The sequence below is a fragment of the Pseudomonas sp. GW821-FHT10C09 genome, assembly GCF_059415465.1.
Window position 1 is genome coordinate 1 of sequence record NZ_JBWKNG010000001.1, and the last position, 23633, is coordinate 23633.

Genomic DNA, 23633 nt, shown 5'->3' on the forward strand with positions numbered 1-23633 from the left:
TGGCGTACGGTTACCGGGATAGCGAATTCTTTTTCATGAAGATCAAGAGCGTCTTTCCCGGTAATCCGTGAAGAACCTTTTTTATGCCTGATCCACAGCGCGCAAGTGCCCGGGTTAAAGGTTCTTGGTCCAGAACAGCATGCGGCCATAGGCCGGGTCGAACATGCCGGCGGCAAACCCGAACTTGCCATAAGACGCCTGTGCGACCGCATTGCCCTCGAGGACTTCCAGGGTGATCTTGCAGCAACCGCGCTGACGGGCAATGTCTTCAACCTTTTGCAGCATCTTCTGGCTCAGCCCCATACCGCGAAACTGTGGCACCACGCAAACATCGTGCACGTTGACCAGTGGTCGGCAGGCAAAGGTCGAGAAACCTTCGAAGCAATTGACCAGACCGGCCGGCGCGCCGTCGACAAACGCCAACACACTGAACGCGTGGGGACGCTTGGCCAGCTCTCCCGGCAACTGCTGCAGAATATCTTCGGGTAATGCCTGCCCGCCGCCCATCGGATCCTGGGCATAGGCATTGAGCACCACGCCAATTGCCTCGGCGTGCACCGGGTTGGTGTAGCTGGCCTGAAGCACCAGAAAATCTGCGGATTCCATTTCCATCGTTGCTATCCCGTCGAGTTGTCCCGGCGCGTCACTCGCGCCGCAAAGTCGAAGGACATTAGCCTGAGTCGCCATCGCCGACAACCTGATCCTGCCTCAAACACCCCAGATCAGCGCCTCGGTCCAGCCCAACTCGGCAAAATCTGCCGCGCGCAAACCCGACTCGCCAGAGCAGAAAAACTCATCCAGCTGCGGCGGTGCGACCGAGGTGCCGCTGAGCATGGCATGGACCTGGCCGCGGTGATGAAGCTGGTGTTCGAACAAATGGGACAGCAGACGCAAACGGCTGTCATGTTGTGGCGTGTCCCGGGCGATGGTGACAATTCGCCCAAGGTCGGCATCGCGCAATTGCTCGCAGTAGGCGATCAACCGATTGTCCACCAGCGATTGCTCGCGCTTGAGGTCAGCGCCGACGCTGAACGGTTCGTCATCCTTGAAAAAAACGTAGCAATCGGGGTGCGGATCATCACCGCGCAACTCGCGCTCCAGTGCGTCCACGTAGAACCAGTCGCAGGTCAGGATGTGATTGAGGGTGGCAACGAGGCTGGGGAAGAAACTGACTCGCGGGGCCGCCAGCTCGGCTGGGGTCAACTGGTTCCAGGCCTTGGCGAGCCGGTAATTGGCCCAGGCGTTTTGATAAGCCATGGTCAGCAAATGGTGAGACAGAGGCTGATTCATGTTCGCGGCTCCCTAAATCAGGCTTCAGCAAAGCGTTGCAGCTGCATTTCCTTCAAACGGCTTAACGTGCGGCGGAACGGGAATTCCAGATAACCCTCGGTGTACAAGGCCTCCATCGGCACCTGCGCTTCGAGGTACAGCGGCACTTTGCGGTCGTAACACTCGTCCACCAGCGCGATGAAACGCCGTACGCCATCGTCGTGTACCGACAGTTGCGGTAGCTCGCGGTCTCCCGCTACGACGTGCTCGGCGGCGTCTTCGGTGCCTCGAGCGATGCGCCCTTTGCGTTTTTGCGCGCTGAGGTTCGGCACCTCACTCAACAGAATAGCGCTGTAGGTGTCGCACAGGGCCATGAAGTCCATGGCCGAAAAAGGTTGCTCGCACAGGTCGGCATAACGGCACCACAGCACGCCGGCGCTGGCCTGCAGGACATTGACGTGACGGTAGCCGACGGTCACCGGGTCGCTGGACACGGACTGGCCCACGGTCAGGGCCTTGAACACGTCGCCCAGTGCATCGGGATGCGCGGCATCGCTCACCCAATAGCGCTGCAACGCGGTCCCCGGATGCAGGCGATGGTCTTCGCCACCCTCCACCGCGATCACCTGCATGTGCCGCTTGATCGCCTCGATCGCGGGCATGAAGCGGTCGCGATTGAAGCCCTCGGCGTAGAGCTGATCCGGTGGCAAGTTGGAAGTACACACCACCACCACGCCTTGCTCGAACATCACCTGAAACAAGCGCCCGAGAATGATTGCGTCACCGATATCGTTGACGAACAACTCGTCGAAACACAGGACGCGCACTTCCTCACTCAACTCCCGCGCCAACGCCTTCAAGGGGTCGGCGGTGCCGGTCAGTTGAAACGAGCGCTGGTGCACCCAGCCCATGAAATGGTGGAAATGCTGACGCCGGGCCGGCACGCGCAGGGTTTGATAGAACTGATCCATCAACCAGGTCTTGCCCCGCCCGACCGGTCCCCACAGGTAAACGCCGGTGACCGGCGTTCGCCCTTCATGCAAGGCCTCGTGGCATTTTTGCAGCGCCCACACGGCGTGCTCCTGAGCTTCGTCCTGGACGAAACCCTTGGTTTCAATGGCGTGTTGCCAGGCGCTTAACGGAGAGTCGACATTCATGCGCGGGAGTATGCCATGCCCTCGGCTCAGAGCGAGATGTCCAGGCGGGCGATCTTGCCTTGTTCGTTGAGGCGGAACATGTAGCGCAGTTCCAGCGGGCTGCCGGGAAAGGTGCCGGAGATCAGGTTGTGCACCAGCACCTTGCCGGTGCGCTGTTGAACATCCAGCACCTCGACCCGGGGCTGATAGCGCTGTGCGGTGTCTTCCATCCATTGGGCGATTGCGCGGGTGCCAATCTGGTGCTGGCCCTCATCGAACACATTGGCATCCTCGGCGAAAAAACTGGCGACCCTGGAGGTGTCGCGAGCATTGGCAGCGGCAATGTAGGCGGCAATGGCGGGGGCCAGTGAAGAGGCGGGACTGGACATGGTTGCGGCTCCTTGTTTATTGATTCTGCAACCATGTTAAGACAAGCCTGTGTCAATTCTTGTCAGGAGTGAAACGCCCCGCTTCATCCAGTTGCATCTGTTTGCGCCAGACCCGTAACAAGTCGCTGCGCCGCCCCGGATAACGCTCACCCTGCTCATTGGCGGCCAAAATCCGGTCGGTGCGGAAAGTGCGATAGGCACTGCGCAATTCGCACCAGGCGACAACTATCCGCACCTCGTTGAGAAAGCCCAGCGCCAATGGCCAGATCAGCCGCTGGCTGGGCACCTTGTTGGCGTCTGCGTAGTCTATGCTCAACCTGGACTGGTCGCGGATGGCTTGGCGAATCACGCTCAAAGGCACCACATTTTCCGGATAACCATAACCGGGCGGCCCCGGCAGCACTGTCGGGTTGCGCAACGCGTCCTGGGCTTCAGGGGCCAACACGGCGGCAATCTTGGCCAAAGCGTTGGTTGCCGCTTTGCTCAACACTTCGTCGCCGCGCTGATCGACGTAGCGCACCCCAAGACGATGGCTTCGGTCTCGTCGGCATTGAGCATCAAGGGCGGCAGAAACAGACCGCTGCGCAGCACATAACCAACCCCCGCTTCACCGAAGATCGGTGCGCCGAGCGCGGTCAGTTCGGCGATGTCGCGGTACAGCGTGCGCTCGGAAATCTCCAGTTCAGTGGCAAGCGTTGCGGCCGTCACCGGACGACTCTTGCCCCGCAGCACTTGCAACAATGTGAGTAAACGAGTGGTACGCGACACGATGGGCCGGTCCTGTCTGAAAAAGTTGTCGGAGCTTAGTTGTCGGAGCTGAATTGTCGGAGCTTAGCAGAGGCCCCTGTCAGAAAGTGGCAGCAGCGAAGGGTCCCGGTGGTCGCCTGTTTTGCCACTTCAGAAAAAGCGGATTGACGGCATAGATTATCGGCATCATATTAAATACATGTTGCTAGACATCTATATTCAATTCCGGCGTCTTTTCTCAGGAGTCACTCCATGCATTACAAAGTGTTCGGCCGCAAAACCGGCTTGCGGGTTTCGGAACTGGCGCTGGGCGCCGGCAATTTCGGCACGGGTTGGGGACATGGCGCCGAGCGTGACGAAGCCAAGCGTATTTTCGATGGCTATCTGGAGGCCGGTGGTAATTTCATCGACACCGCCAACGGTTATCAGGCCGGTCAGTCGGAAGTCATGCTCAGCGAATTTATCGCGACAGAGCGCGATCGCCTGGTCATCGCCACCAAGTACACCTTGGGGACGACGCCGTCCGCGAGCATTTCTCACACCGGTAACAACCGCAAAAACATGGTTCGCGCCGTGGAAGAAAGCCTGACCCGGCTCAAGACCGATCACCTTGACCTGTTCTGGGCGCACATGAGCGATGGCGTGACGCCAATGGAAGAAATCCTGCGCGGCTTCGATGATCTGGTGCGCGCCGGCAAGATCCATTACGCGGGGCTGTCGAACTTCCCCGCGTGGCGTATCGCCCGTGCCGACCTGTTGGCCGAGGTGCGTGGTTTTTCGCCGATTGCAGCGCTTCAGGTGGAATACAGCCTGGCTGAACGCACTGCCGAACGTGAACAACTGCCGATGGCCGAAGCCTTGGGCCTGGCCGCGACATTATGGTCGCCATTGGGTGGCGGCTTTCTCACTGGCAAGTACCGCTCCAACGATGGCGACAATCGCGCGTCCAAACTCGGCATGTTGATTCATGCGGAAAAAGGCGCCCGGGAAACCGCCATTCTTGACACGTTGCTCGCCGTTGCAGCCGAACTGGAGGCGAGCGCGACGCACGTGGCCATTGCCTGGTTGCGGGCAAAAGCCCAGCGCTCGACCACCGCGCTGATTCCGATTCTAGGCTCGCGCACCCGTGAGCAACTGGATGCGACGCTGGGGGCACTGAACGTGCAACTGAGCGCGGATCAATTGTCGCGACTCGATGGCGCCAGCGATGTGGGCAAAGGCGTGCCGCATGAAACGCTTGCTGGCTCTTTCTCTCGGTTTAGCGGTGACCAGACCCTCGACCAGCCGATCATTCCCGTCGCCTGACACCTATCAAAACTGTGGGAGCGAGCCTGCTCGCGAAGGCGGACTGACATTCAACATCAATATTGAATGTGATGGCCTCTTCGCGAGCAGGCTCGCTCCTACAGGTTTACGGTGTTTACCGGTCGACCTTGTGGCGGGCGGCATAGAGGCACAGCATTTCCATGGCCAAGGTCGCCGCCGCCAGTGAGGTAATGTCCGCGTGGTCATAGGCCGGCGCGACTTCCACCACGTCCATGCCCACCAGATTGATCCCGCGCAACCCACCCAGAATCTCCAGCGCCTGCACGGTGCTCAAGCCCCCGCAAACCGGTGTCCCGGTGCCGGGTGCAAAAGCCGGGTCGAGGCAATCGATGTCGAACGTCAGGTACACCGGGTTATCCCCTACCCTCGCCCGGATCGCTTCGACAATCGCCTCGCAACCCTGGCGATGCACCTGCCGCGCATCCAGCACCTGGAAACCCTGGTGGTCGTCATTGGTGGTGCGCAAACCGATCTGCACCGAACGCGACGGATCCACCAGCCCTTCCTTCGCCGCGTGCCAGAACATGGTGCCGTGGTCGACCCGCTTGCCCCCTTCGTCCGGCCAGGTGTCGCTGTGGGCGTCAAAATGGATCAGCGACAACGCTCCATGTTTACGCGCATGAGCCTTGAGCAGCGGATAGGTAATAAAGTGGTCGCCGCCGAAGGTCAGCATCGCGCTGCCGCTGTTCAGGATGTGCTCGGCATGGGCTTCGATGCTTTCCGGAATCGTGTGCGGCGAACCGTAATCGAAGTCGCAATCGCCATAGTCGATTACGGCCAAATGATCGAACGGATCAAACGTCCACGGCCAGTGGCGTTCCCAGGCAATGCCGGTGGACGCGGCGCGAATCCCCCGTGGCCCGAAACGTGCGCCGGGACGGTTGCTGGTGGCGGTGTCGAACGGCACACCGCTGACCGCGACATCAACACCGCGCAAGTCGCGGCTGTAGCGACGGCGCATGAAACTGGTGATACCGGCGTAGGTACTTTCGGCGGCAGTCCCGTATAGGCTGTCGCGGGTCATGGCCTGATCGTTTTGCATCGGGACGTCCATGGTGATCTCCTTTTTAATTATTGGCGGCTACGGAAGGTGGTCCACAGGCGCGTGCGCGAACGCAGGTCCTTGAGGCTCATGCTTTGGTCGGCGTACAGGCGTGCGCGCATGTCGGGCAGTGGAAAGATGTCCGGGTCGGTGCGCACGGCTTCATCCACCAGCGGGGTTGCCGCCTGGTTGGCCGTTGCGAAAAACAACGTGTTGGTCAGCGCCGCGACGGATTCGGGGCGCAACATGAACTCGATGAAGGCCCGGGCTTCTTCGGGGTGCGGCGCGTCCTTGGGGATCGCCAGGTTGTCCTGCCAGACCAGCGTGCCTTCCTTGGGAATCCGGTAGGCAACCTCAAACGGCTTGTTGGCCTTGCGCGCCTGATCAGCGGCCATGCTCGCGTCACCGTTGTACGTCAGCGCCAGGCACACACTGCCATTGGCCAGATCGCTGATCTGCCGGCCGGTGGCGACGTACAGCACATTCGGCTGCAACTGATGCAACAACGCCTCGGCGGCTGTCAGATCAGCCTTGTCGGTGCTGTAGGGATCTTTACCCAGATAGTGCAGCGCCAGGCCAATCACTTCCTGCGGCGAATCGAGAATCGCGATGCCGCAGTCTTTCAGTTTGCTGGCGTATTCCGGTTTGAACAGCAGGTCGAGGCTGTTGAGCGGCACATTCGGCAGACGTTTCTGCACCGCTTCGACGTTCATCCCCAAACCCAGCGTGCCCCAGGTATACGGCACGCCATAGCGATTGCCTGGATCGACGGCAGCCAGTTTTTCCAACAGGTCCGGATCGAGATTGGCGTAACCCTTGAGTCCCTCGTGGGAAATTTCCTTCAGTGCGCCCGCCGCCAGACCACGGGCGAGCACGCTGGACGACGGCACCACCACGTCATAGCCGCTGCCGCCCGTCAGCAGTTTGGTTTCCAGCACTTCCGAAGAATCGAACGTGTCGTAGCGCACGTGAATCCCGGTTTCCTTTTCGAACGCCTGCAAGGTTTCGGGCGCCACGTAGTCGGCCCAACTGTAGAGGTTGACGGTCTTTTCCTGCGCCTGAGCCGACACCGCCATGGCGAGGCACAACGCGGGGAAACACAGCTTGAACATGGGAGCCATGACGAACACCTGACCAGAGGAAGTGGTTGCAGGTTGCGCGCTCGGTTACATTGACGAAATATCAAGTTTATTAACCTGACTTTATGGCGGAGTAATGTTTGATGCTCGGGCAACTTCACGACCTCGACCTGCAACTGCTGCGCCTGTTTGTTCGCGTGGTCGAGTGCGGCGGCTTCAGCGCGGCCCAGGGTGAGTTGGGCCTGAGCCAGTCCAGCATCAGCCAGCAAATGGCCAAGCTGGAAACCCGGCTCGGTTATCGCCTGTGCAGTCGCGGCAAGGGCGGATTCAAGATCACGCCCAAGGGCGAGCAGCTGTTGACCGCGACGCGCGGACTGTTTGAGTCCATCGAAGCATTTCGACATCAATCCAACGGTGTGGCCGGCAGATTGATTGGCGAAGTGCGCCTTGGTTTGTCCGAAGCCCTTGATCAATCGGTGCTGCAACAGGTGGCGGACGCGATCCGGCGTTTTCGCGAACGGGACGAGTCAGTGCGCATCGAACTCATCAGTGCCATGCCCGGTGAAATGGAACGCTTGCTGCTGCAACAACGGCTGGACCTGGCCATCGGGTATTTCTCCCAGGTGCAAAACGCGTTTGACTATCGTGAGCTGTTCACTGAAACCCAGCACCTGTATTGCGCCCCCGGTCACCCATTGTTCACCGACGACACGCCGAACGACGAAGCGCTGCAAGCCTGCGACCGGGTCGATCACCCTTACCGTTTCCTGCGCAGTGACGAGCCGTTCCAGGGCAAATTATGTTCGGCGCGCTCGGAGCAGGTCGAGGGCACCCTCGCCTTCATTCTGTCTGGCAAGCATGTCGGCTACTTGCCCAATCACTTTGCCCGCAGCTGGGAAGACAAAGGCTTGTTACGTGCCGTGCGTGAGGGCGAGATGAGTTTTGAGGTGGCGTTTCATTTGGCGCGGCATCGCGCTCAGGTGCCGGGGGATGCGCAGAAAGCGTTTGAAGAGGATCTGCTCGCGGCATTCGCCTGAAGTCAAATGTGGCGAGGGGGCTTGCCCCCTCGCCACAGGTCTGTATACATGACCGCTGTATCGTTTGCCCTCGGTGCCCACTGCTGGCATCCTGCGCCTCCATTTTCTGACCCGGCCCGCCGTTTGGCTTGCAACCCACCATGACCGCCTCTGAAAAAGCCCCCGTTTTGCGCAACAACGACCTGATTTACGGCCTCAACGACCGCCCTCACCTGACCGCCACCGTCTTCGCCGCCCTGCAGCATGTATTGGCAAGTTTTGTCGGCATCATCACCCCGACCCTGATCATGGGCGGCGCCCTCGGCCTGCAAAGCGAAATACCGTACCTGATCAGCATGGCGTTGTTCGTTTCCGGCCTGGGCACCTTTGTTCAAGCCCGGCGCTTTGGCCCGGTCGGCTCTGGTTTGCTGTGTCTGCAAGGCACCAGTTTTTCGTTCATCAGTGTGATTCTCAGCGCCGGGTTCATGGTCAAGGCTCGGGGTGGCGGCACTGATGAAATCCTCTCGACGATCTTTGGCGTGTGCTTTTTTGCGGCGTTCATTGAAGTCGCGTTGAGCCAGTTCATCGGCAAACTGCGGATGCTGATCACCCCGGTGGTCACCGGCACGATCATCACGTTAATGGGCCTGTCGCTGATCAAAGTCGCCATGACCGACATCGCCGGCGGCTTCGGTGCGGCGGACCTCGGCGCGGCCAGTCATCTGGCGCTGGCGGCGTTGGTGCTCGGCACGATTGTGCTGCTGAACCGGGTCGACGTGCCCTTTCTGCGCCTCGGGGCCATCGTCATCGGCCTGACCCTGGGTTATGTCGTGGCCTGGCTGATGGGCGACGTCAATTTCGCCAGCCTGCCCGAAGTCCCGTTGATGAGCGTGCCGGTCCCGTTCAAGTACGGTTTCAACTTCGACTGGGTCGCGTTTGTGCCGATCGCGGTGATTTTCCTCGTGTCGCCACTGGAAGCGGCTGGCGACCTGACCGCCAACTCGATGATTTCCCGGCAACCGGTCAAAGGCCCGATCTACATTCGCCGAATCAAATCCGGCCTGCTCGCCGACGGCCTCAACTCCGCCATGGCGGCCGTGTTCAACAGCATGCCGATGGTCACGTTTGCGCAGAACAACGGCGTGATCCAGCTCACCGGCGTGGCCAGTCGCTACGTGGCGTTCTTCATCGCCGGTCTGCTGGTGCTGCTGGGGTTGTTCCCGATGATCGGCGCGGTGCTGCAACTGATGCCAAAACCGGTGCTTGGCGGCGCCGAACTGGTGATGTTCGGCACCGTGGCGGTGGCCGGGATCAAGATCCTCGCCGAAGCCGGCCTGCATCGACGCAACATGCTGATCGTGGCGATTTCCCTCGGCCTGGGCCTGGGCGTCGCGGCGGTGCCTGAGGTGTTGCGCGAATTGCCGCTGGCGCTGCACAACATTTTCGAATCGCCGATTACCGTCGGGGCGTTGTGCGCTATCGTGCTGAACATCTTCCTGCCCGAGGAGTTCATGGCGCTGGAAGAAGACGATTTCGATCCGGAAGCCTCGATCCTGCAGGTCATGGAAAACCCCGATGTGCCGGCCAAGGCTGAACCCGCAACGCCTGGGGCTGTCGCACAGTTGAACCGTCCGTAAGGCTTAAAGGTTGAGCCTTGAGCGGTTCAGCCCTTTTCTTTTCGAGAGTCTTTTCATGCGCAGCGTCCACGCCGTCCTGCTTTCTGTACTTTTACTGTCGTTGAGCGCCTGCGCCCTGTTTCCGAATCGTGATCCGTTGAACGTCAATGTGGTCGGCATCGAGCCGCTGCAAAGCCAGGGCATGGAAATTCGTTTTGCGGTGAAAATCCGCGTGCAGAACCCAAATGACAGCTCCATCGACTACAACGGCGTGGCGCTGGACCTGGAGGTCAATGGACAGCCGCTGGCTTCAGGGGTGAGCGATCAGTCGGGATCGATTGCGCGCTTCTCTGAAACAGTGCTGACGGTGCCGGTCAGCGTTTCGGCATTTTCGGTACTGCGCCAAACCCTTGGCCTGAGCCAGACGCAATCGCTGAATGATTTGCCGTATGTGCTGCGCGGCAAACTGGCTGGCGGGTTGTTTGGCACGATGCGTTTCACCGATACCGGCAAACTCAGCCTGCCGGGAGCGATCGCAGTCCCTAGGCAGCCCCCGCAATCATAATCACCACAGGGTTATGTGTTGAAGCGGACGCCGGGTTTGGCGCGTTCATCCACCGTCAGCTCAAACACATCCGGCCGCGCATAGTGCCCGACCACGTCGTAGTCATACCGCGCACGAATCAAATCGTCCGTGTCGATTTCCGCCGTAAGCAGCCCCACGCCATCGCGCAACGGCCCGGCCAGAATGTCACCCATCGGCCCGACAATCACACTGCCCCCCGCAATCAACGGCCGCTCCGCCGGCCAATTGGCAATCTCCACACCCAAGGCCTGCGGTGAGTCCTGGACCTGGCAGGCGCTGACCACAAAGCAGCGTCCTTCGTGGGCGATGTGACGCATGCTGACCTGCCACATCTCGCGCTCGTCCACGGTCGGCGCACACCAAACTTCAATGCCCTTGGCGTACATCGCCGTGCGCAACAGCGGCATCATGTTTTCCCAGCAAATCACCGCGCCGATCCGCCCGACCTGGCTGTCGATCACCGGCAACGTCGAGCCATCGCCCTTGCCCCAGATCAACCGCTCGGTGCCGGTGGGCATCAGCTTGCGGTGCTTGGCGATCAAACCGGCCTGCGGGTCGAAAATAAGCGCCGTGCAATGCAGCGTACTGCCAGCGCGTTCGATGACGCCGATCACCAGGTTGGCCCCGGTACGCGCCGACAACCCGGCCAGGGCTTGCGTCTCGGCGCCTGGCACATCGATGGCATTGGCGAAATATCGGGCAAACGCTTCACGCCCCTCCGGCAGGCGATAACCCAGTTGCGTGCCAAACCCTTCGCCCTTGGGGTAACCGCCGAGTAACGCTTCGGGCATCACTACTAATTGGGCGCCGGATTCGGTTATGGCGTTTTCCCAGGACAGAATCTGTTCCAGGGTGTCGGCCTTGCCACCGGGCAAGGCGCCGATTTGCAGCGCGGCAACGATTGACTTGGGCATCGCAGTGACTCCATTGGCATCAGGTATTGCTCATTCTCCGGCGCCACGGGATCATGAATAAAGCCCGATTCACTGCTGAATGATATGAACACTATGAATATCGCCACCGTCGACCTCAACCTGCTCAAAGTCTTCGAAGCCCTGCATGAAGAGTGCAGCGCCAGCCGTGCGGCCCTGCGTCTGGGCGTGACGCAGTCAGCGGTCAGTGCCGCATTGCGCAGGCTGCGCGAAGTGTATGGCGATCAGCTGTTCGTGCGCACCGGCCGTGGACTGGCACCGACGCTGAAGGCCAATCAATTGAAACCGGTGGTCAGCGATGCACTGAACAAATGCCGCCAGAGCCTGGCGATGGTCGATCCGGCGGCTCATCAGTACGACGGCCGCTCAGTGTCGGTGGGCATGTCGGACGATTTCGAGATCGCCTACGGCCGGCAATTGATCGAAGAAATTGCGCGGACTGCACCGAAGTTGCGGCTGATCTTCCGGCAAACCCACAGCCAGATCGTCGCCCACGCCTTGATGGAGCGCAGCATTGATCTGGCGATTACCGCCGGCGGATTTGCCGAGCGTTTGCTCAGCCGTCAGGTGTTGGGAGAAGGCGGATACCTGTGCCTGGTGGATCGCGCCAGCCTGGCCGAAGGCCAACAAACCATCAGCCTTGAAGCGTTCGTCGCTCGCGAGCACATTTTGGTGTCTTCAGGCGGATTTATCGGCATCACCGATGAAGGATTGGCGGCGTTGGGGCTGAGTCGTCGGGTGTGTGCGTCGACTACCCACTTTGCCGCGCTGCCGTATCTGCTCAAGGGCAGTCAGGCGGTGGCGACCATTCCGGCGCATGCCGCGCAAAGCATCGCGACGCTCAGTGGACTGGCGTTGCTGCCCTGCCCTCTGGACTTGCCGCGATACCCGATCGAATTGGGCTGGCGTACCAGCACCCAACTCGACCCGGTGGTGTTGAAAGTGCGCGAGGCGATTGTTGCGTGTTTCGCCTGAAGGCCGGTCTTACTTGTTGGCCGCCATGAGGCGATTGACTTCACTGCGCACCATGTTGGCGTATTCCGGCGGCGACATCGCGTCGAGTTCGGCGCGGACCCATTCAGCCCACTTGCCTTTGCGCTTGGCGCGCTCGCCGAACAATCGCGCGGCCTCACCCTTGGATTTGCCCAGGTTGCTTTGCCAGAGGTCGAACAGACGGGATTTTTCATCTTCCAGCGCCGCGCGCTCGGCGAGGGGTTTGTCGGCCAGATTGAAGCTCATGGGAATTTCCTGCTGCGTAAAATAGGCGACATCTTACACTGTAGGACGAAATGTCCGACTCAGGAATTTTCTGCCCGGCAGGGTCGACGGGAAAATCCACTGCAACTTTTTCACCCGCGCCAGACTCCATTGTTCACTGCCTACTTACCTGCAAGGAGTACCTCAATGGCTCGGAAAACCGCTGCACAAGTCGCCGAAGACCAAATCAAGGATCTGGCATTCAGCGAGCTGACCACGCTGATTGAAGAATCGGAAAAACTGCTGAACAGCAGCGCCGCCCTGGTCGGCGAGGAAGCAGAAACCCTGCGTGAGCAAATCGCCTTGAAACTCCAGCAGGCACGGGACTCGGTCAACAGCGTGCGTGACCGGACAAAACCCGCCGTCGAAGCCACCGAAACCTACATCGGCGGTCATCCATGGCAAACCGTGGCCATCTCTGCCGGTTTCGGTCTGGTGGTCGGGTTGTTGCTGGGTCGGCGTTAAGCCTCCCCCGCTTCGCACAGCAAAAAGGCGAGCCATTTGGCTCGCCTTTTTCATGCCTGCTACAAGGTGGCTGATTACTGCGCGAGAGCCCGCAAGTTCGCCAGAGTCTCGGCGTCCAGCGCAATGCCTTGAGTAGCGGACTTGGCCCGTTGCGAATGGCGCCGATCACCCGGCAAACGCTTGAGCCCCACGCCGTGCATCTGCCGCACCAGCTCCTGACTGCGCTCGGCAAAGTTTTGCCCGGCGGCCTTGCTTGGGTCGATGACGATCAACAGTTGACCGGTCCATGGGGTTTTCGCGCCCGGATGGTTCGACCAGTCAAACTCAAAGGAAAAGTTGCCGCCGGTCAGCGCCGCCGCCAACAGTTCCACCATCATCGACAAGGCGGAACCCTTGTGCCCGCCAAACGGCAGCAGTGCACCGCCTTCGAGAATCGCTTTCGGGTCCTGCGTCGGCTGGCCAAGGCTGTCCACGCCCATGCCTGCCGGCAAGCGTTCGCCCTTGCGAGCCGCGATCTGCACATCGCCATGGGCAATGGCGCTGGTAGCCAGGTCAAAGACAATCGGCTCGCCATCCGCGCGCGGGGCGGCGAACGCGATCGGGTTGGTGCCGAACAACGGACGATCAGCGCCGTGCGGCACCACGCAGGTCATGCTGTTGACCACGCTCAGCGCCACCAGCCCTTCGTAGGCAAAGGGCTCGACGTCCGGCCACAAAGCGGCGAAATGGTGCGAGTTGCGAATCGCCAGCACCGCGATGCCGGCGCTGCGCGCCTTTTCCACCAACAGGGAACGTGCGGCCGCCAGGGCGGGCTGGGCGAAACCATTGCCAGCGTCGACCCGGACGAACCCTGAGGCCACGTCTTCGACCACCGGCACAGCCTGGCCATTGACCCAGCCGCTGTTCAGCGTCGAGACATAACCGGGAACGCGGAACACGCCATGGCTGTGAGCGCCGTCGCGCTCGGCGCCGGCACAGTTGAGGGCCAGGGTTCTGGCGACGTCGGCAGAGGTGCCATGACGCAGGAAAATCTGTTCGAGCAATTGAACGAGCGCGTCGAAATCGAGCGTTTGGGTGTTCGAACTGACGGCCATTTCGGGCGATGCGGTCATCTGAAGCTCCAGTTTTATTATTGAGTACGGGCAACAGGGTGAAACAAGGTTGCAGGGCAACCCAAAAGAGTCGCCGATTAAGCGCTGCTCTACCGGCGTCCTGTCAAGCCTGAGCCACCCGATCGGCTCAAGCAATATGTACCGCACGCCAGCCTTCTGATGACCGTACCGTTTTTCCTCCACCCCATACATCGAGGAAAACCATGACCGATCCCTCAACGCCCTATTTTTTCGACGAGGCAGAACGCGCCTCCAATCTGCGGCAGCCCGGTGCCCGGGAAAAAGCCCTGAGCTTTACCCTTGCCGACCTGAAATGGTTAAAGAACGTGTATCTGGCGACCGAAGTCGCCCGCACCGCGCAAAAAGAACCGATGTACGTTTACCTGCTGCTACTGAACAGTCCAGGCACGCCGGATATTCCATTGGCCGGCGCGTTTGCCATGAGCCGCCCGGACGATGGCGAGGTCACGCTTTACACACCATGGAAAGGCTTGATCAAGTTTGCTGACATGGACGATCTCAAAAGCAAACTCAAGGAATGGCTGGCGTCGGACACGGGCAAACAGGAGTTGTTGCGCTTTCTCTCTATCGAACAACGCAACGCGCTATCCGCCACCGCGACACCTGACCTGTCCACAACAGAAATCGCCGGTGCAGTGTTCCAGGATCAGCAAACCCGGCTTGAACACAATCAGGCGCTGAATATCAGCACGATGATGGGCGAACTGCTCAAGATGCCGACGTTGCAATCAATGCTGGATGACTCGCTGAAAAACGCATTGCACAAGCCGTTTCCCGGTTTGGACCAGCGCCTCACTCGACTGAAGAGTTTTGTCAGGACGGCGTCCCCCTTCAACGAAGGTGAATACCATCACACAATTGCCGAGCGCTCACTCAGTGATGCCCTCCTCCACTTTTACCTGGCCAACCAGTGGCCCGCGGGCGACTCCAGAGTGTTCGCCCACCCAGGGCACGGTGTGAGCAGCGACGCCGATAACCTCGCCTGGGAAAGCGCGGTAAAAGAGATCGCCCAAAGCTTCACGCCGCACTTGCACAGCCAGCTCGACGTGTTCTGGAACACGGATATGAGTATCGGACGGTCACGTCGGGCGTATTTCACCGAGGGCTTGCGCGATACGTTTCACCTCAAGCTTCTACTTCAGCGCCAGGACGGCACGTTAACGACGCAGGAATACCTGCAACTGAAGAAAGTCAGCAGCGCCTCAACCGACGCTGCGTTGCGCGTCGAAAAAGTGCGGGTCACCGCCCCCTTCAAGCACTACGCGGAACTGGCGTCGGCGCTGATAATTGGCGCCGCCGATACGCTGGGTTTTTTGTACACCCCGTCTCGCGGCATCGAAGCCACCGACACGCTGTCCGCAGTGAAGACAATCGTGCTGCAAATGCTCAAAAGCGAAGGGCATGAGGACACGTTGCTCAACTTCATGTCGCTGGAGGAACGCAGTACCTTTCTGGCCTTGGCGCCCGATGAGTGCTTGATTGAAGGCCGCTCCGTCACCGGGCCGGTATTTGAAGAAGTCATTGCCAGCATCCTCGGCAAGCAACGGGACAACCTCAGCCATGCCTTGAGCCGTTACCGTGAAAGCGAAGGCACGTTGTCCCCTCATGCCTTGATTGATAACGCGCTGGATGTCCGTGGTCTGCTTGACGACCGGCTGCTGGCTTGCGATGCCGCCGGCCGCTGGAGTACTCGGGTTGACCTGCGCTGGAGTGCGCAACCGGTGACCGTACGTGCCGATTCGGCAAAGGAAGGTCTGCTGCGCCTTGATTCGGTTAAACAGGCGCTCGATCAACTCCTGGACACACACCCGGCCATTCCCCCAGGGCTGCGCACCCTTGCCCAGGCACAAAGCCTGGTCAGTTCATCGGTGGCGAACCTGCAATCGAGTTTCACCCACACCCTGTCAACGGCATTGCGCACAGAACTGAAGCTGCGCACGGTCACACGGACCCTGGGGGCGACGGAACAGGCCATCATCAAAACCGTGCTCGACAGCCCGATTCACTTGCAACGAGCCGCGCTGAACGGTTTCTTGCCGGGCGTATTTTCCCTGGCGTTGCAGCCAAGCGGGCTTACAGACCCGTTACAACTGGCCAGTTGTTTTGTAGTGACTGAACGAGGAGGCCTGGACCCGAAGCATTCGGGCAAGACCATCTTGTGGACGCCGGCCTTGGGATTTGAGGCCTTCGAGTCACTGTCACGATTACGCGCCGCGCTGGATCATCGCCTGAAGGACCACACGTTGCGTTTAACACTGCTGGAGAACCTCGGCCGTAGCGAGCGATTACCCGACAGAAGTTACACGTTGGCGCCGCTGCAACAGATCCACGGGCATTTTCTCGATCACCTTCAAAAGCCCTATGTCCAGCTCGACCAGACATGCATCACTCGCGCATTGGCCACGCCACTCCCCACCGCGCCACTGGCCGACCTGCTGAACCTGGTGGCGTTACGGCAGCCGCTGACAGGATTACGCCGTGCGACGGACATTGCCTTGTCCCTGACGACTCAACAAAAACTCCCGACATGGTTGGCCAACGCCTCGATTAAAGACCTGGTGCTGCACGGGGAACTGCTGCAGCAATACCTCGATAACGTCAAAGACGACGAGGACTACCTGACGGGCCTGCGGTCTCTGCACCGGACGGCTCACGTGGAACTGGGAAAACAACTCAAGGCAGACACCTTCGACATCGACCCGGACAAGGTGCTGATCCAGCTCAGCGCGCGCCCAACGGCACCGCCCAGTGTGCAAACTCTCACCGATTTCGCATTGACGCCTTTCAAGGCGCTGGACCAGGCCCGATTCACACTGGAATCGCTTGATAGCACCGTGATTCCCGATGAGATGGACGAACGCTACATCAAAGACCTGATACGAAACCTGAAAACAGGCGAGCAACAGCAAAAAATACTGAGTGAGGCCCTTGCCGATACCCCGGCCAATACAGCCCGCCGCAAACGCTTCTACCGACAATTGCCCTGGCAACTGATGCATTACGCCCACACCGAAAAATTGCAGGAACGCCTGAGCGAAACCGGGTTTGATCTGGTCCGGCAAATCATGGACATGCCGGACGCCATCGCCCGCGCGGCAGTCGACGGTGCCCACGCCCTCATTCGCCCGCTTGAGTTCCTGGGAATCAAACCGGCACAGGCCATCAAGGTTGCCGGGGTTTACCTGATCGGCTCGGCCACTGATAGCACGGCGCCCCAAGTCCTGGTCGCGCCACACAGCCCGCATCACGGGGTCAAGGAATATGCAAGCGAAGCGCAACTGCTGGCAGAGTTGAAAACGCGAGGGCCGCTGCTCGACTGGATTCTCACCCACCTGCCGCAGCCCGACCGGACTCTGCTGGAGCAGCGGATGGCCATCCCCCTCAACCGCGGCACACGAGCTACATCTGCGTCGTCCGGGAATCACGCCAGCGAGGTCACACTGGCGTCCAATCCGATCAGGGGGCACCTGTTCAGCCAGCTGTTCAATGACAACGCGGCGCTGTTGGGTCGATTGCTCGGTTGTCAGTCCGACGACAAAAGACACACGGAATGGGCGACCATCAAGCACGTGCTGGGCGAAGATCTGCACCAGGCCCTGTCGTTTTTCATGGGAAAACTCACCTACCCCATAACGGTTTGGCGTAGTTATCGTGACATCAAGCAATCCGCTGAAGACCTGCAGACGCATAAGTGGGGAGCGGCGATAAGGGCATTCATCAGCGGCATTGCTCAACTGGCAACGTTACGGCAATCGCTGGGGAATCAGACTGCAGAGCCTTCAACGCCCCAGGCGCCTGTTCCGGAGGTGCCCGCCCGCCGATTCCACTGGCATGACGTCGACATCACCGCTGCCGAACGCACGCAGGTTAGCCGCCATGAAGGCGTCGATGTCGATCTGGGTTCACTGACACCAGACTCGTCGCTTGGGCTCTATACCCATCCAAAAACCCGAAAACTGTACGCCCCCATCGAAGGAAAAGTGTATCCCGTTGCCAGGCATGGCACTCGCTGGCGCATTGCAGCCCCCCAAAACCGTGGTCCGGTTCTGCGCCAGAACCTGGCGAAACAATGGAGCCTGGACCGGGAAATTCAACCGCCCCACTTCAGCCTCTTAAACCGGTTGGATACCGCTATGGCGGTATGGGGAGGCATGAACATCGACGCCAGTGGAATGCCACGGATCCGACAACTTTTTCCGCACAAGGCCCGTCAGATCGACGAAGCGCTGGACCAGGCAACCACCTATGCCTGGAACAGTTTCCGAAACCTGCAATTGCTCAAGACTTCCGACGGCACACAAACCCCGGTGCATCGGCTCGTTGCCGACTTTATGGGCGTATCGCAAGTACTGCCCACGCATGTGGAGCTGCTTGAAAAAGTCGTGACTGCGATTTTATCGGCCTTGCTGGACCCAACTCTCAGAAAACCTGATTCCAATCGTTTTGTGATCGGCAGGTTGATTGCAGGCGCGGAGCATACATTCGCCTTCATCGTTCCCAGCGATGCCAAGAAAAAAATCCACCTTGCCGAAAAGTTCTTCGCATCCACCTTCGACCACTACCGCCAGTACCTTAGCGATGCGCAATTCCCTATAGGCGCCCATAGCCGAGCGATGACGATTATTCATGAGCTTGGACACATCGCGTGTAACGCCGAAGACATTTCCTACCTCGACCCCGGCCGCCCATTCACTGATCTGTTCAACACGTCAAACCCGGTGGCCAATGTCCTCAAAAACGAGTTGTCGACGATACAAAGCACCGCACTTTCGCTACAGACGCCCTATACCCAACTATTCATGGCGTTGGACCCTGATACCGGCGAATGGCAGGAATTGGGCCATTCCATTCATGAGGACACTGAACGAGTGAAAGATCGTGTTTTGGAGTTGACTGGCGCAGAAAACCTGAGCGGGGCCCGCCACACCTTCAAGAAAGACCCGCTGATCAGGCTGAAAGTACAGCTGGGTAACGCCGACAGCATCGCTTGGCTCATTGGTCATCTGGGACGACAACTCCACGTCAGCACGCCCTGAACTGAAAAAAACGCGGATTTGATGGTTAATTGCCATGACGACTGTTCTCGCAGACTTGCTCGCAAGGTTAGAATGCCGGAAATCAGGATGAGTCAATGACCGACAACTCTCTATCGCCAGACGACTATGACGCGATCACCGATGCCGCCGCGCATTGGTGCATGCGCTTGCATGCCGTCGACTGCACGGCTGAAGAACGGGTAGCGTTCGAACGATGGCATGACGCCAATCCGCTGCATGCATTCGAATATGAGGCCATGCTGGAGATCTGGGAGGTTGCCGGGGATCTGCCGCGTCCTGAAGCCGTCAAGCACGGTCCGCGCCTCAAATCCGCTACGCCTTGGCGCAGTGTCGGTATTGCCGCCGCGGTGTGCGCCCTGGCGTTGCCGTTGGCGGCGTACAGTGGATGGAGCATGGGTTGGTTGCCCAACTCATACCAACACTTTGAAGCCAGTGATACGGTCCGTCAGGTCACCCTGAGCGACGGCAGCCAGGTTGAACTGAATCTTGGCAGTGAGCTGACGTTCAGCAACTACAAGGATCAGCGGCGGGTGACGCTGAAAAAAGGCGAAGCTTTCTTCAGCGTCAGCCATGACACGACTCACCCTTTTGTCGTCAAGGCCGCCAGTGGCAGGATCCGCGTCACCGGGACCCGATTCAACGTCTGGATGTATGAGGACCAGGTCCGCGTGAACCTGATTGAAGGGTCGGTGCTGGTCACCAGCAACGACGACCTCCCCGGCGATGGTCTACGTCTCGGTCCGGCCATGCAGGCGCGCTTTAAACAGGGCGACTACGCGCCACAAATCAGTCAGACCTACGCCAACGATAATTCGCTGGCCTGGCGCAGTGGCAAACTGGTGCTTGATAACCTGGCACTCACCGATGCCCTGCCGTTGATCAATCGTTACCTGAGCAAACCGGTGATGGTGGCCGATCACAGCACCGGCCAGATCCGTCTCGGCGGTATCTACAACATCAAGGAACTCAACAACCTGGTGGCGTCCTTGCCCAAAGTGCTGCCGGTTTACCTGACCCGCAACAAGGACGGCAATCCGGTCCTCAACTCCATTCCGCTACAAACCCCGAAAAGCTGAAGGCCGCGACCCTTGTGGGGTGCGGCCTTCGTTTGTTGCTCCAGGTACCTTTGCTGTTATTGCGCAGCCACTGTCCCGGCTTTTCCATCCTGCTCGCGAATCGTCTGCGCCTGGTAGTGCGGGTCTGACGTGATCTGCTGCTCGGTAAACGGCAGCACACTCAACTGCTTCTTCGAAAACGCCAGCGTCTGGTCCCGCGCATACTTCGAGCCCGGATCGCTGGACAACGAGAACGCCAGCAAACCCTGAGCGTGCGGCCCCTTGTCATCGAAAGTCACTACCTGCAGATAGCTCGTGCCGCTGACCACTTCAAGTTTGCCGTCTGTTCTCGGCACGCTTTGAATGGCGTTGTAGATGCCCAAGGTGCCGGGGCCGCCATGGATCGGCGTTTGCTGGCCGCCGCTGCTGACCACCTGAACATCACCCCAACGTGCGTCGGACTTCAATCCCTGGGCTTTCACCTGTTCAACCGAAGCGAGCATGGCCTCGCGAAGCGCCTTGGCGACATCCGCCCGGTCAATGGCCAGGCCTCGCGGAGTGTCTTGCGGACTTTCGGGATCAAATGCCACACGCCAGATATCGGGATTTTGCTGCAAGGGTTCCATGACATTCTGGAAGTGAACAAAACCCAGCCCGCTGTCCAGATTCGCACGGCGGTCCCACGCCTTTAGGCTGGCACACAACGGCTTCAGTGCCGCAGCATCAGCCCCAAGATCACCCGCACAGAACTGCAGCAGATCCGGCATCACCTGCGCGGCCAGGTACACCTGATCGTCCATCACCATCCGTTGCAAATCCGCCGCCGTCAAAGGTCCGGCCTTGTTCAGCGTGGCCAATCGATCCAGTGCAAAACGCGAACGCAAGCCCAACGGCTGGCCTTCCTGGCTGATCAGTGGTGAGAACCCAGTGAGCGGTTGCGCCGGGTTGGCCATCCAGGCTGAATCGTTGGAGTGCTGCACAAAATCCTTGCGCGACAACTGCGGCAGTTTGGCGGATGCATAAATGCCTTTTTGCGCCGCTTGCGGGTCAATGTCCCAGGCGCAGGCACTGTTGGAGCCGTCGAGCATGATCATTTGCAACCCGGCCCGTGGATCGCTGCACTTGGCCAGTTTCTCGGCGCTGACGTTTGGCACCACCGACAGGTTCATGTACAGCGTTTGCCCCTGGTCATCCACGGCCAGGGTGTTGACCCACGGGATGCCTTGAAGGGTGTGCACCGAGGCTTGCAAATCCTTGAGACTGGTTGCCTGGTTCATCGCATACCACTGCTGCAAGACCCGGTCGTTATCCAGGTTGGCGTCGCGCAGGCTGTACGCGTACTGAGCGTCCCAATCGAGTTTTCCGGGCCATTGCACAATCGGGCCAAACTCCGAGCTGTACACCACGTGCTCGACCTGTGTGGTCTGACCATCGGGTTGCTTCACCTTCACCGTCAGGGTTTGTTTGTGCAGTGGTTTGGACTTGCCGTCCAGCAGGTAGCGGGTCGGATCCTTCGGATCAAGCTGCAATCGATACAGCGTGAAATGTTTGGACGAATCCACGGTGTGGGTCCAGGCCAGGTGCTGGTTGAATCCGATATTGATCATCGGTAATCCCGGCAGCGCAGCGCCCATCACATCCAGTTTGCCGGGAATCGTCAGGTGCATTTGATAGAAGCGCATTCCGCCAACCCAAGGGAAATGCGGATTGGCCAGCAACATCCCGCGACCGTTGAACGAGCGTTCGCTACCGACGGCCACGGCATTACTGCCGCGATCCAAAGCAAACCGCTGCATTCTCGAGTCAGCCACCTGGAATGACCGCGGCTCAGCAGGGACCTGCGCGACGGCTTTGGGCGGTGTAGCGCCGGCCAGCGCTTCGGCGAACTGCCCTACTCCGCCTTCGACCAACAGTCGACGGGTGAGCTTGACCAGATCCTGGGCGGTAATCTCTCGTACCCACGCCCCCTGACACTGCGTCGGCAAACCCTGAGCACGGTGTTCTGCCAGCGAACGGTTGTAGCCGCTGACATATCCATCAATGAGTTGCTGCACTTCGGGCGTTTGCGCCTGCCAGAAACCGGCGACGGCTTCAGGAGTATTCAACCAGGTGAAAAACAGGTCGCTGACCAGATTCTCGCGCTCTTCGACGGTCAGCTGTTGCGGACCGAAGTAGCGTGAACGCTCACCATTGACGGTGACAATTTCGTTGGCCAGCAAACACAGATTGTCCTGAGCGTAGGCGTACCCGATGCCATAACCGAGCCCCCGCTCATTGTCGGCACGAATGTGCGGCACGCCGAAACTGGTGCGGCGAATGTCAGCGCTCGCCTGTTCTGGCTGACTGCGAGCGTTTGCCGCAAGACTCAGCGTCACTAACAAACCCGCAAGGCTTAGCCTGGTTAACTGCCTGGAAATAATCACACTCGCTCCTGATCGAAAAGACAAACACCCGCCTTTCTCAAGAACGAAACAAAAGACAAAAATTTAGGCTCGCAAAGCCATTCCAAATGGCCTTCTCACATGCTGCTCACATGCTGCCGACAAATTTTCTACATTTGGGCCTTCATTATTTGTCGTGCTCGTTCGTCTAAATGACTGAAGAGCCCCCTTCACATTTTCTGGCCGGCTCGGAAAAGGAGTTTTTGCATGTACAACTCGCAACTGCCAATGGACGGTAGCAATGCACCAACGGGCCCTGCCATGGGCTCCGGTGTTTTCGAGCGCGGCGAGCGCAATGGCAATGAGCGCATCCGATTGCTGCTCAAGAGCTTTGGCCTGCGCACCAGCCTGATTCGCCTCAAAGTCATTGATGCCTTGCTGGTCGCCGCCGAAAGCGAACGCAGCCTCGGCGTGCGCGGCGTGCACAGCCACTTGCTGGACCTGGATATTCCGTTGTCCTTTCTCAGCGTGCGGGAAGTGTTGAAACGCTTGTGCAGCGAAGGCGTGATCACGCTCAATCCGGACAAAAGCTACAGCCTGCATCCGCACGCCGTAGCCATGCTCCATCGCGATTCATCCGTTCAGGATGCGTCGCTCAAGGCTTGACCTTGCGACGCATCACGCCGTTGATCACCACCACGATCACCGCCACGCCAATAGCGATGTACTGAAACAGCTTCTCGCTGATGACACCTTCGTTTTGCAGATACGAAAGGCCGAACATGATCCCCAGCACGACCAGGGAGATCAGAATCGAGTATTTCAAACGTTGCGATTGAGTCATTGCGAGTTCCTGAACCTGAAAATGTATCCGCTTTGTATCCGAACGCATGCCAATCCCCTACCTTTCTGCGGGGATGGCGCGCTGAAAACGGGGTCTCATGTTACAGCCGATGAAGAGATTTGGCTTCATAGCGGCGTTAACCATGAGGATTTCGAAATGTTTCGTCGAATCACACAGCTGATTCCCCTGATCGCAATTTTGGCCTTGAGTGGCTGCATTATTTTCCCCCACGGCGGTTGGCATGGGGACCACCACTACGACCGTGGCGGGCCCGGCTATTACGAGCATCGATAACTTTTTATG

20 protein-coding genes and 1 pseudogene are annotated in these 23633 nt (G+C 59.3%); 9 read left to right on the forward strand and 12 right to left on the reverse strand.

Annotated features, from left to right (window positions below; translation table 11 throughout):
- Window positions 1-114: 114 nt before the first annotated feature.
- The 5 genes and pseudogenes from AC07N8_RS00005 to AC07N8_RS00025 form a co-directional block, all read right to left on the reverse strand.
- A complete protein-coding gene (locus AC07N8_RS00005; protein ID WP_483842181.1) occupies window positions 115-606 on the reverse strand; it encodes a GNAT family N-acetyltransferase in 492 nt (163 codons plus the stop codon).
- Between the two features lie 102 nt (window positions 607-708).
- Window positions 709-1290 (reverse strand): DinB family protein, encoded by a 582-nt coding sequence (locus AC07N8_RS00010; protein WP_493144681.1) that lies wholly within the window; start codon window positions 1288-1290, stop codon window positions 709-711.
- A 17-nt stretch (window positions 1291-1307) separates the two neighbouring features.
- Entirely contained in the window at window positions 1308-2426 is a 1119-nt protein-coding gene (gene zapE / locus AC07N8_RS00015; RefSeq protein WP_493144683.1) for a cell division protein ZapE, read from the reverse strand.
- A 26-nt stretch (window positions 2427-2452) separates the two neighbouring features.
- Window positions 2453-2794 (reverse strand): nuclear transport factor 2 family protein, encoded by a 342-nt coding sequence (locus AC07N8_RS00020; RefSeq protein WP_483842085.1) that lies wholly within the window; start codon window positions 2792-2794, stop codon window positions 2453-2455.
- 52 nt (window positions 2795-2846) lie between these two features.
- Window positions 2847-3562, reverse strand: a pseudogene (locus tag AC07N8_RS00025) (helix-turn-helix transcriptional regulator).
- A 231-nt stretch (window positions 3563-3793) separates the two neighbouring features.
- Between AC07N8_RS00025 and AC07N8_RS00030 the strand changes: the two are divergent.
- Window positions 3794-4846: an aldo/keto reductase gene (locus tag AC07N8_RS00030; RefSeq protein WP_483842087.1), complete on the forward strand. Its 1053-nt coding sequence runs from the start codon at window positions 3794-3796 to the stop codon at window positions 4844-4846.
- Between the two features lie 115 nt (window positions 4847-4961).
- Here the strand turns inward: AC07N8_RS00030 and speB are convergent, their stop codons facing one another.
- Complete coding sequence (gene speB, locus AC07N8_RS00035; protein WP_483842088.1) at window positions 4962-5921, reverse strand: agmatinase; 960 nt, start codon at window positions 5919-5921, stop codon at window positions 4962-4964.
- Between the two features lie 17 nt (window positions 5922-5938).
- A complete protein-coding gene (locus AC07N8_RS00040; protein ID WP_123436366.1) occupies window positions 5939-7030 on the reverse strand; it encodes a polyamine ABC transporter substrate-binding protein in 1092 nt (363 codons plus the stop codon).
- A 101-nt stretch (window positions 7031-7131) separates the two neighbouring features.
- On the opposite strand from AC07N8_RS00040, the gene AC07N8_RS00045 reads away from it, so the two are divergent.
- From AC07N8_RS00045 to AC07N8_RS00055, 3 genes are all read left to right on the forward strand, one after another.
- Complete coding sequence (locus AC07N8_RS00045; protein ID WP_483842090.1) at window positions 7132-8025, forward strand: LysR family transcriptional regulator; 894 nt, start codon at window positions 7132-7134, stop codon at window positions 8023-8025.
- A 140-nt stretch (window positions 8026-8165) separates the two neighbouring features.
- The gene (locus tag AC07N8_RS00050; RefSeq protein ID WP_483842091.1) at window positions 8166-9641 is read left to right on the forward strand and encodes a nucleobase:cation symporter-2 family protein; all 1476 of its coding nucleotides are present in this window, start codon (window positions 8166-8168) and stop codon (window positions 9639-9641) included.
- A 55-nt stretch (window positions 9642-9696) separates the two neighbouring features.
- Window positions 9697-10185: an LEA/WHy family protein gene (locus AC07N8_RS00055; protein WP_493144689.1), complete on the forward strand. Its 489-nt coding sequence runs from the start codon at window positions 9697-9699 to the stop codon at window positions 10183-10185.
- 11 nt (window positions 10186-10196) lie between these two features.
- Here AC07N8_RS00055 and AC07N8_RS00060 read toward each other — a convergent pair whose 3' ends face one another.
- On the reverse strand, window positions 10197-11120 hold the full coding sequence (locus tag AC07N8_RS00060; protein ID WP_493144691.1) for a carbon-nitrogen hydrolase family protein: 924 nt from the start codon (window positions 11118-11120) through the stop codon (window positions 10197-10199).
- 84 nt (window positions 11121-11204) lie between these two features.
- Here AC07N8_RS00060 and AC07N8_RS00065 point away from each other — a divergent pair, with 84 nt between their 5' ends.
- Complete coding sequence (locus tag AC07N8_RS00065; RefSeq protein ID WP_493144693.1) at window positions 11205-12113, forward strand: LysR family transcriptional regulator; 909 nt, start codon at window positions 11205-11207, stop codon at window positions 12111-12113.
- Between the two features lie 9 nt (window positions 12114-12122).
- Here the strand turns inward: AC07N8_RS00065 and AC07N8_RS00070 are convergent, their stop codons facing one another.
- Window positions 12123-12377: a hypothetical protein gene (locus AC07N8_RS00070; protein ID WP_109786463.1), complete on the reverse strand. Its 255-nt coding sequence runs from the start codon at window positions 12375-12377 to the stop codon at window positions 12123-12125.
- A gap of 165 nt (window positions 12378-12542) precedes the next feature.
- Between AC07N8_RS00070 and AC07N8_RS00075 the strand changes: the two genes are divergently transcribed.
- Window positions 12543-12860: an ElaB/YgaM/YqjD family protein gene (locus tag AC07N8_RS00075; protein WP_483842095.1), complete on the forward strand. Its 318-nt coding sequence runs from the start codon at window positions 12543-12545 to the stop codon at window positions 12858-12860.
- A 74-nt stretch (window positions 12861-12934) separates the two neighbouring features.
- On the opposite strand, the gene AC07N8_RS00080 is transcribed toward AC07N8_RS00075, so the two are convergent.
- Entirely contained in the window at window positions 12935-13972 is a 1038-nt protein-coding gene (locus tag AC07N8_RS00080; protein ID WP_483842096.1) for an Ldh family oxidoreductase, read from the reverse strand.
- 203 nt (window positions 13973-14175) lie between these two features.
- Between AC07N8_RS00080 and AC07N8_RS00085 the strand changes: the two genes are divergently transcribed.
- Window positions 14176-19029 carry a dermonecrotic toxin domain-containing protein gene (locus AC07N8_RS00085; RefSeq protein WP_493144696.1) on the forward strand — a complete coding sequence of 1618 codons (4854 nt, stop codon included), beginning with the start codon at window positions 14176-14178 and terminating at the stop codon, window positions 19027-19029.
- 95 nt (window positions 19030-19124) lie between these two features.
- The gene (locus AC07N8_RS00090) at window positions 19125-20126 is read left to right on the forward strand and encodes a FecR family protein (protein ID WP_493144698.1); all 1002 of its coding nucleotides are present in this window, start codon (window positions 19125-19127) and stop codon (window positions 20124-20126) included.
- Window positions 20127-20182: 56 nt separating this feature from the next.
- Here the strand turns inward: AC07N8_RS00090 and pvdQ are convergent, their stop codons facing one another.
- Complete coding sequence (gene pvdQ / locus AC07N8_RS00095; RefSeq protein ID WP_493144700.1) at window positions 20183-22528, reverse strand: bifunctional acylase PvdQ; 2346 nt, start codon at window positions 22526-22528, stop codon at window positions 20183-20185.
- A gap of 225 nt (window positions 22529-22753) precedes the next feature.
- Between pvdQ and AC07N8_RS00100 the strand changes: the two genes are divergently transcribed.
- Complete coding sequence (locus tag AC07N8_RS00100; protein WP_483842100.1) at window positions 22754-23152, forward strand: fe2+ zn2+ uptake regulation protein; 399 nt, start codon at window positions 22754-22756, stop codon at window positions 23150-23152.
- Here the strand turns inward: AC07N8_RS00100 and AC07N8_RS00105 are convergent.
- Window positions 23142-23330, reverse strand: coding sequence for a hypothetical protein (locus tag AC07N8_RS00105; protein WP_427634392.1), 189 nt, complete (start codon window positions 23328-23330; stop codon window positions 23142-23144). The genes AC07N8_RS00100 and AC07N8_RS00105 overlap by 11 nt on opposite strands.
- Window positions 23331-23633 lie beyond the last annotated feature (303 nt).

What these genes read in the sequence shown, in the direction of transcription:
- AC07N8_RS00005 (WP_483842181.1), bottom strand. Translation starts at nt 606, where the DNA reads ATGGAATCCGCAGATTTTCTGGTGCTTCAGGCCAGCTACACCAACCCG.
- AC07N8_RS00010 (WP_493144681.1), bottom strand. Translation starts at nt 1,290, where the DNA reads ATGAATCAGCCTCTGTCTCACCATTTGCTGACCATGGCTTATCAAAAC.
- zapE (WP_493144683.1), bottom strand. Translation starts at nt 2,426, where the DNA reads ATGAATGTCGACTCTCCGTTAAGCGCCTGGCAACACGCCATTGAAACC.
- AC07N8_RS00020 (WP_483842085.1), bottom strand. Translation starts at nt 2,794, where the DNA reads ATGTCCAGTCCCGCCTCTTCACTGGCCCCCGCCATTGCCGCCTACATT.
- AC07N8_RS00030 (WP_483842087.1), top strand. Translation starts at nt 3,794, where the DNA reads ATGCATTACAAAGTGTTCGGCCGCAAAACCGGCTTGCGGGTTTCGGAA.
- speB (WP_483842088.1), bottom strand. Translation starts at nt 5,921, where the DNA reads ATGGACGTCCCGATGCAAAACGATCAGGCCATGACCCGCGACAGCCTA.
- AC07N8_RS00040 (WP_123436366.1), bottom strand. Translation starts at nt 7,030, where the DNA reads ATGGCTCCCATGTTCAAGCTGTGTTTCCCCGCGTTGTGCCTCGCCATG.
- AC07N8_RS00045 (WP_483842090.1), top strand. Translation starts at nt 7,132, where the DNA reads ATGCTCGGGCAACTTCACGACCTCGACCTGCAACTGCTGCGCCTGTTT.
- AC07N8_RS00050 (WP_483842091.1), top strand. Translation starts at nt 8,166, where the DNA reads ATGACCGCCTCTGAAAAAGCCCCCGTTTTGCGCAACAACGACCTGATT.
- AC07N8_RS00055 (WP_493144689.1), top strand. Translation starts at nt 9,697, where the DNA reads ATGCGCAGCGTCCACGCCGTCCTGCTTTCTGTACTTTTACTGTCGTTG.
- AC07N8_RS00060 (WP_493144691.1), bottom strand. Translation starts at nt 11,120, where the DNA reads ATGCCCAAGTCAATCGTTGCCGCGCTGCAAATCGGCGCCTTGCCCGGT.
- AC07N8_RS00065 (WP_493144693.1), top strand. Translation starts at nt 11,205, where the DNA reads ATGAACACTATGAATATCGCCACCGTCGACCTCAACCTGCTCAAAGTC.
- AC07N8_RS00070 (WP_109786463.1), bottom strand. Translation starts at nt 12,377, where the DNA reads ATGAGCTTCAATCTGGCCGACAAACCCCTCGCCGAGCGCGCGGCGCTG.
- AC07N8_RS00075 (WP_483842095.1), top strand. Translation starts at nt 12,543, where the DNA reads ATGGCTCGGAAAACCGCTGCACAAGTCGCCGAAGACCAAATCAAGGAT.
- AC07N8_RS00080 (WP_483842096.1), bottom strand. Translation starts at nt 13,972, where the DNA reads ATGACCGCATCGCCCGAAATGGCCGTCAGTTCGAACACCCAAACGCTC.
- AC07N8_RS00085 (WP_493144696.1), top strand. Translation starts at nt 14,176, where the DNA reads ATGACCGATCCCTCAACGCCCTATTTTTTCGACGAGGCAGAACGCGCC.
- AC07N8_RS00090 (WP_493144698.1), top strand. Translation starts at nt 19,125, where the DNA reads ATGACCGACAACTCTCTATCGCCAGACGACTATGACGCGATCACCGAT.
- AC07N8_RS00100 (WP_483842100.1), top strand. Translation starts at nt 22,754, where the DNA reads ATGTACAACTCGCAACTGCCAATGGACGGTAGCAATGCACCAACGGGC.
- AC07N8_RS00105 (WP_427634392.1), bottom strand. Translation starts at nt 23,330, where the DNA reads ATGACTCAATCGCAACGTTTGAAATACTCGATTCTGATCTCCCTGGTC.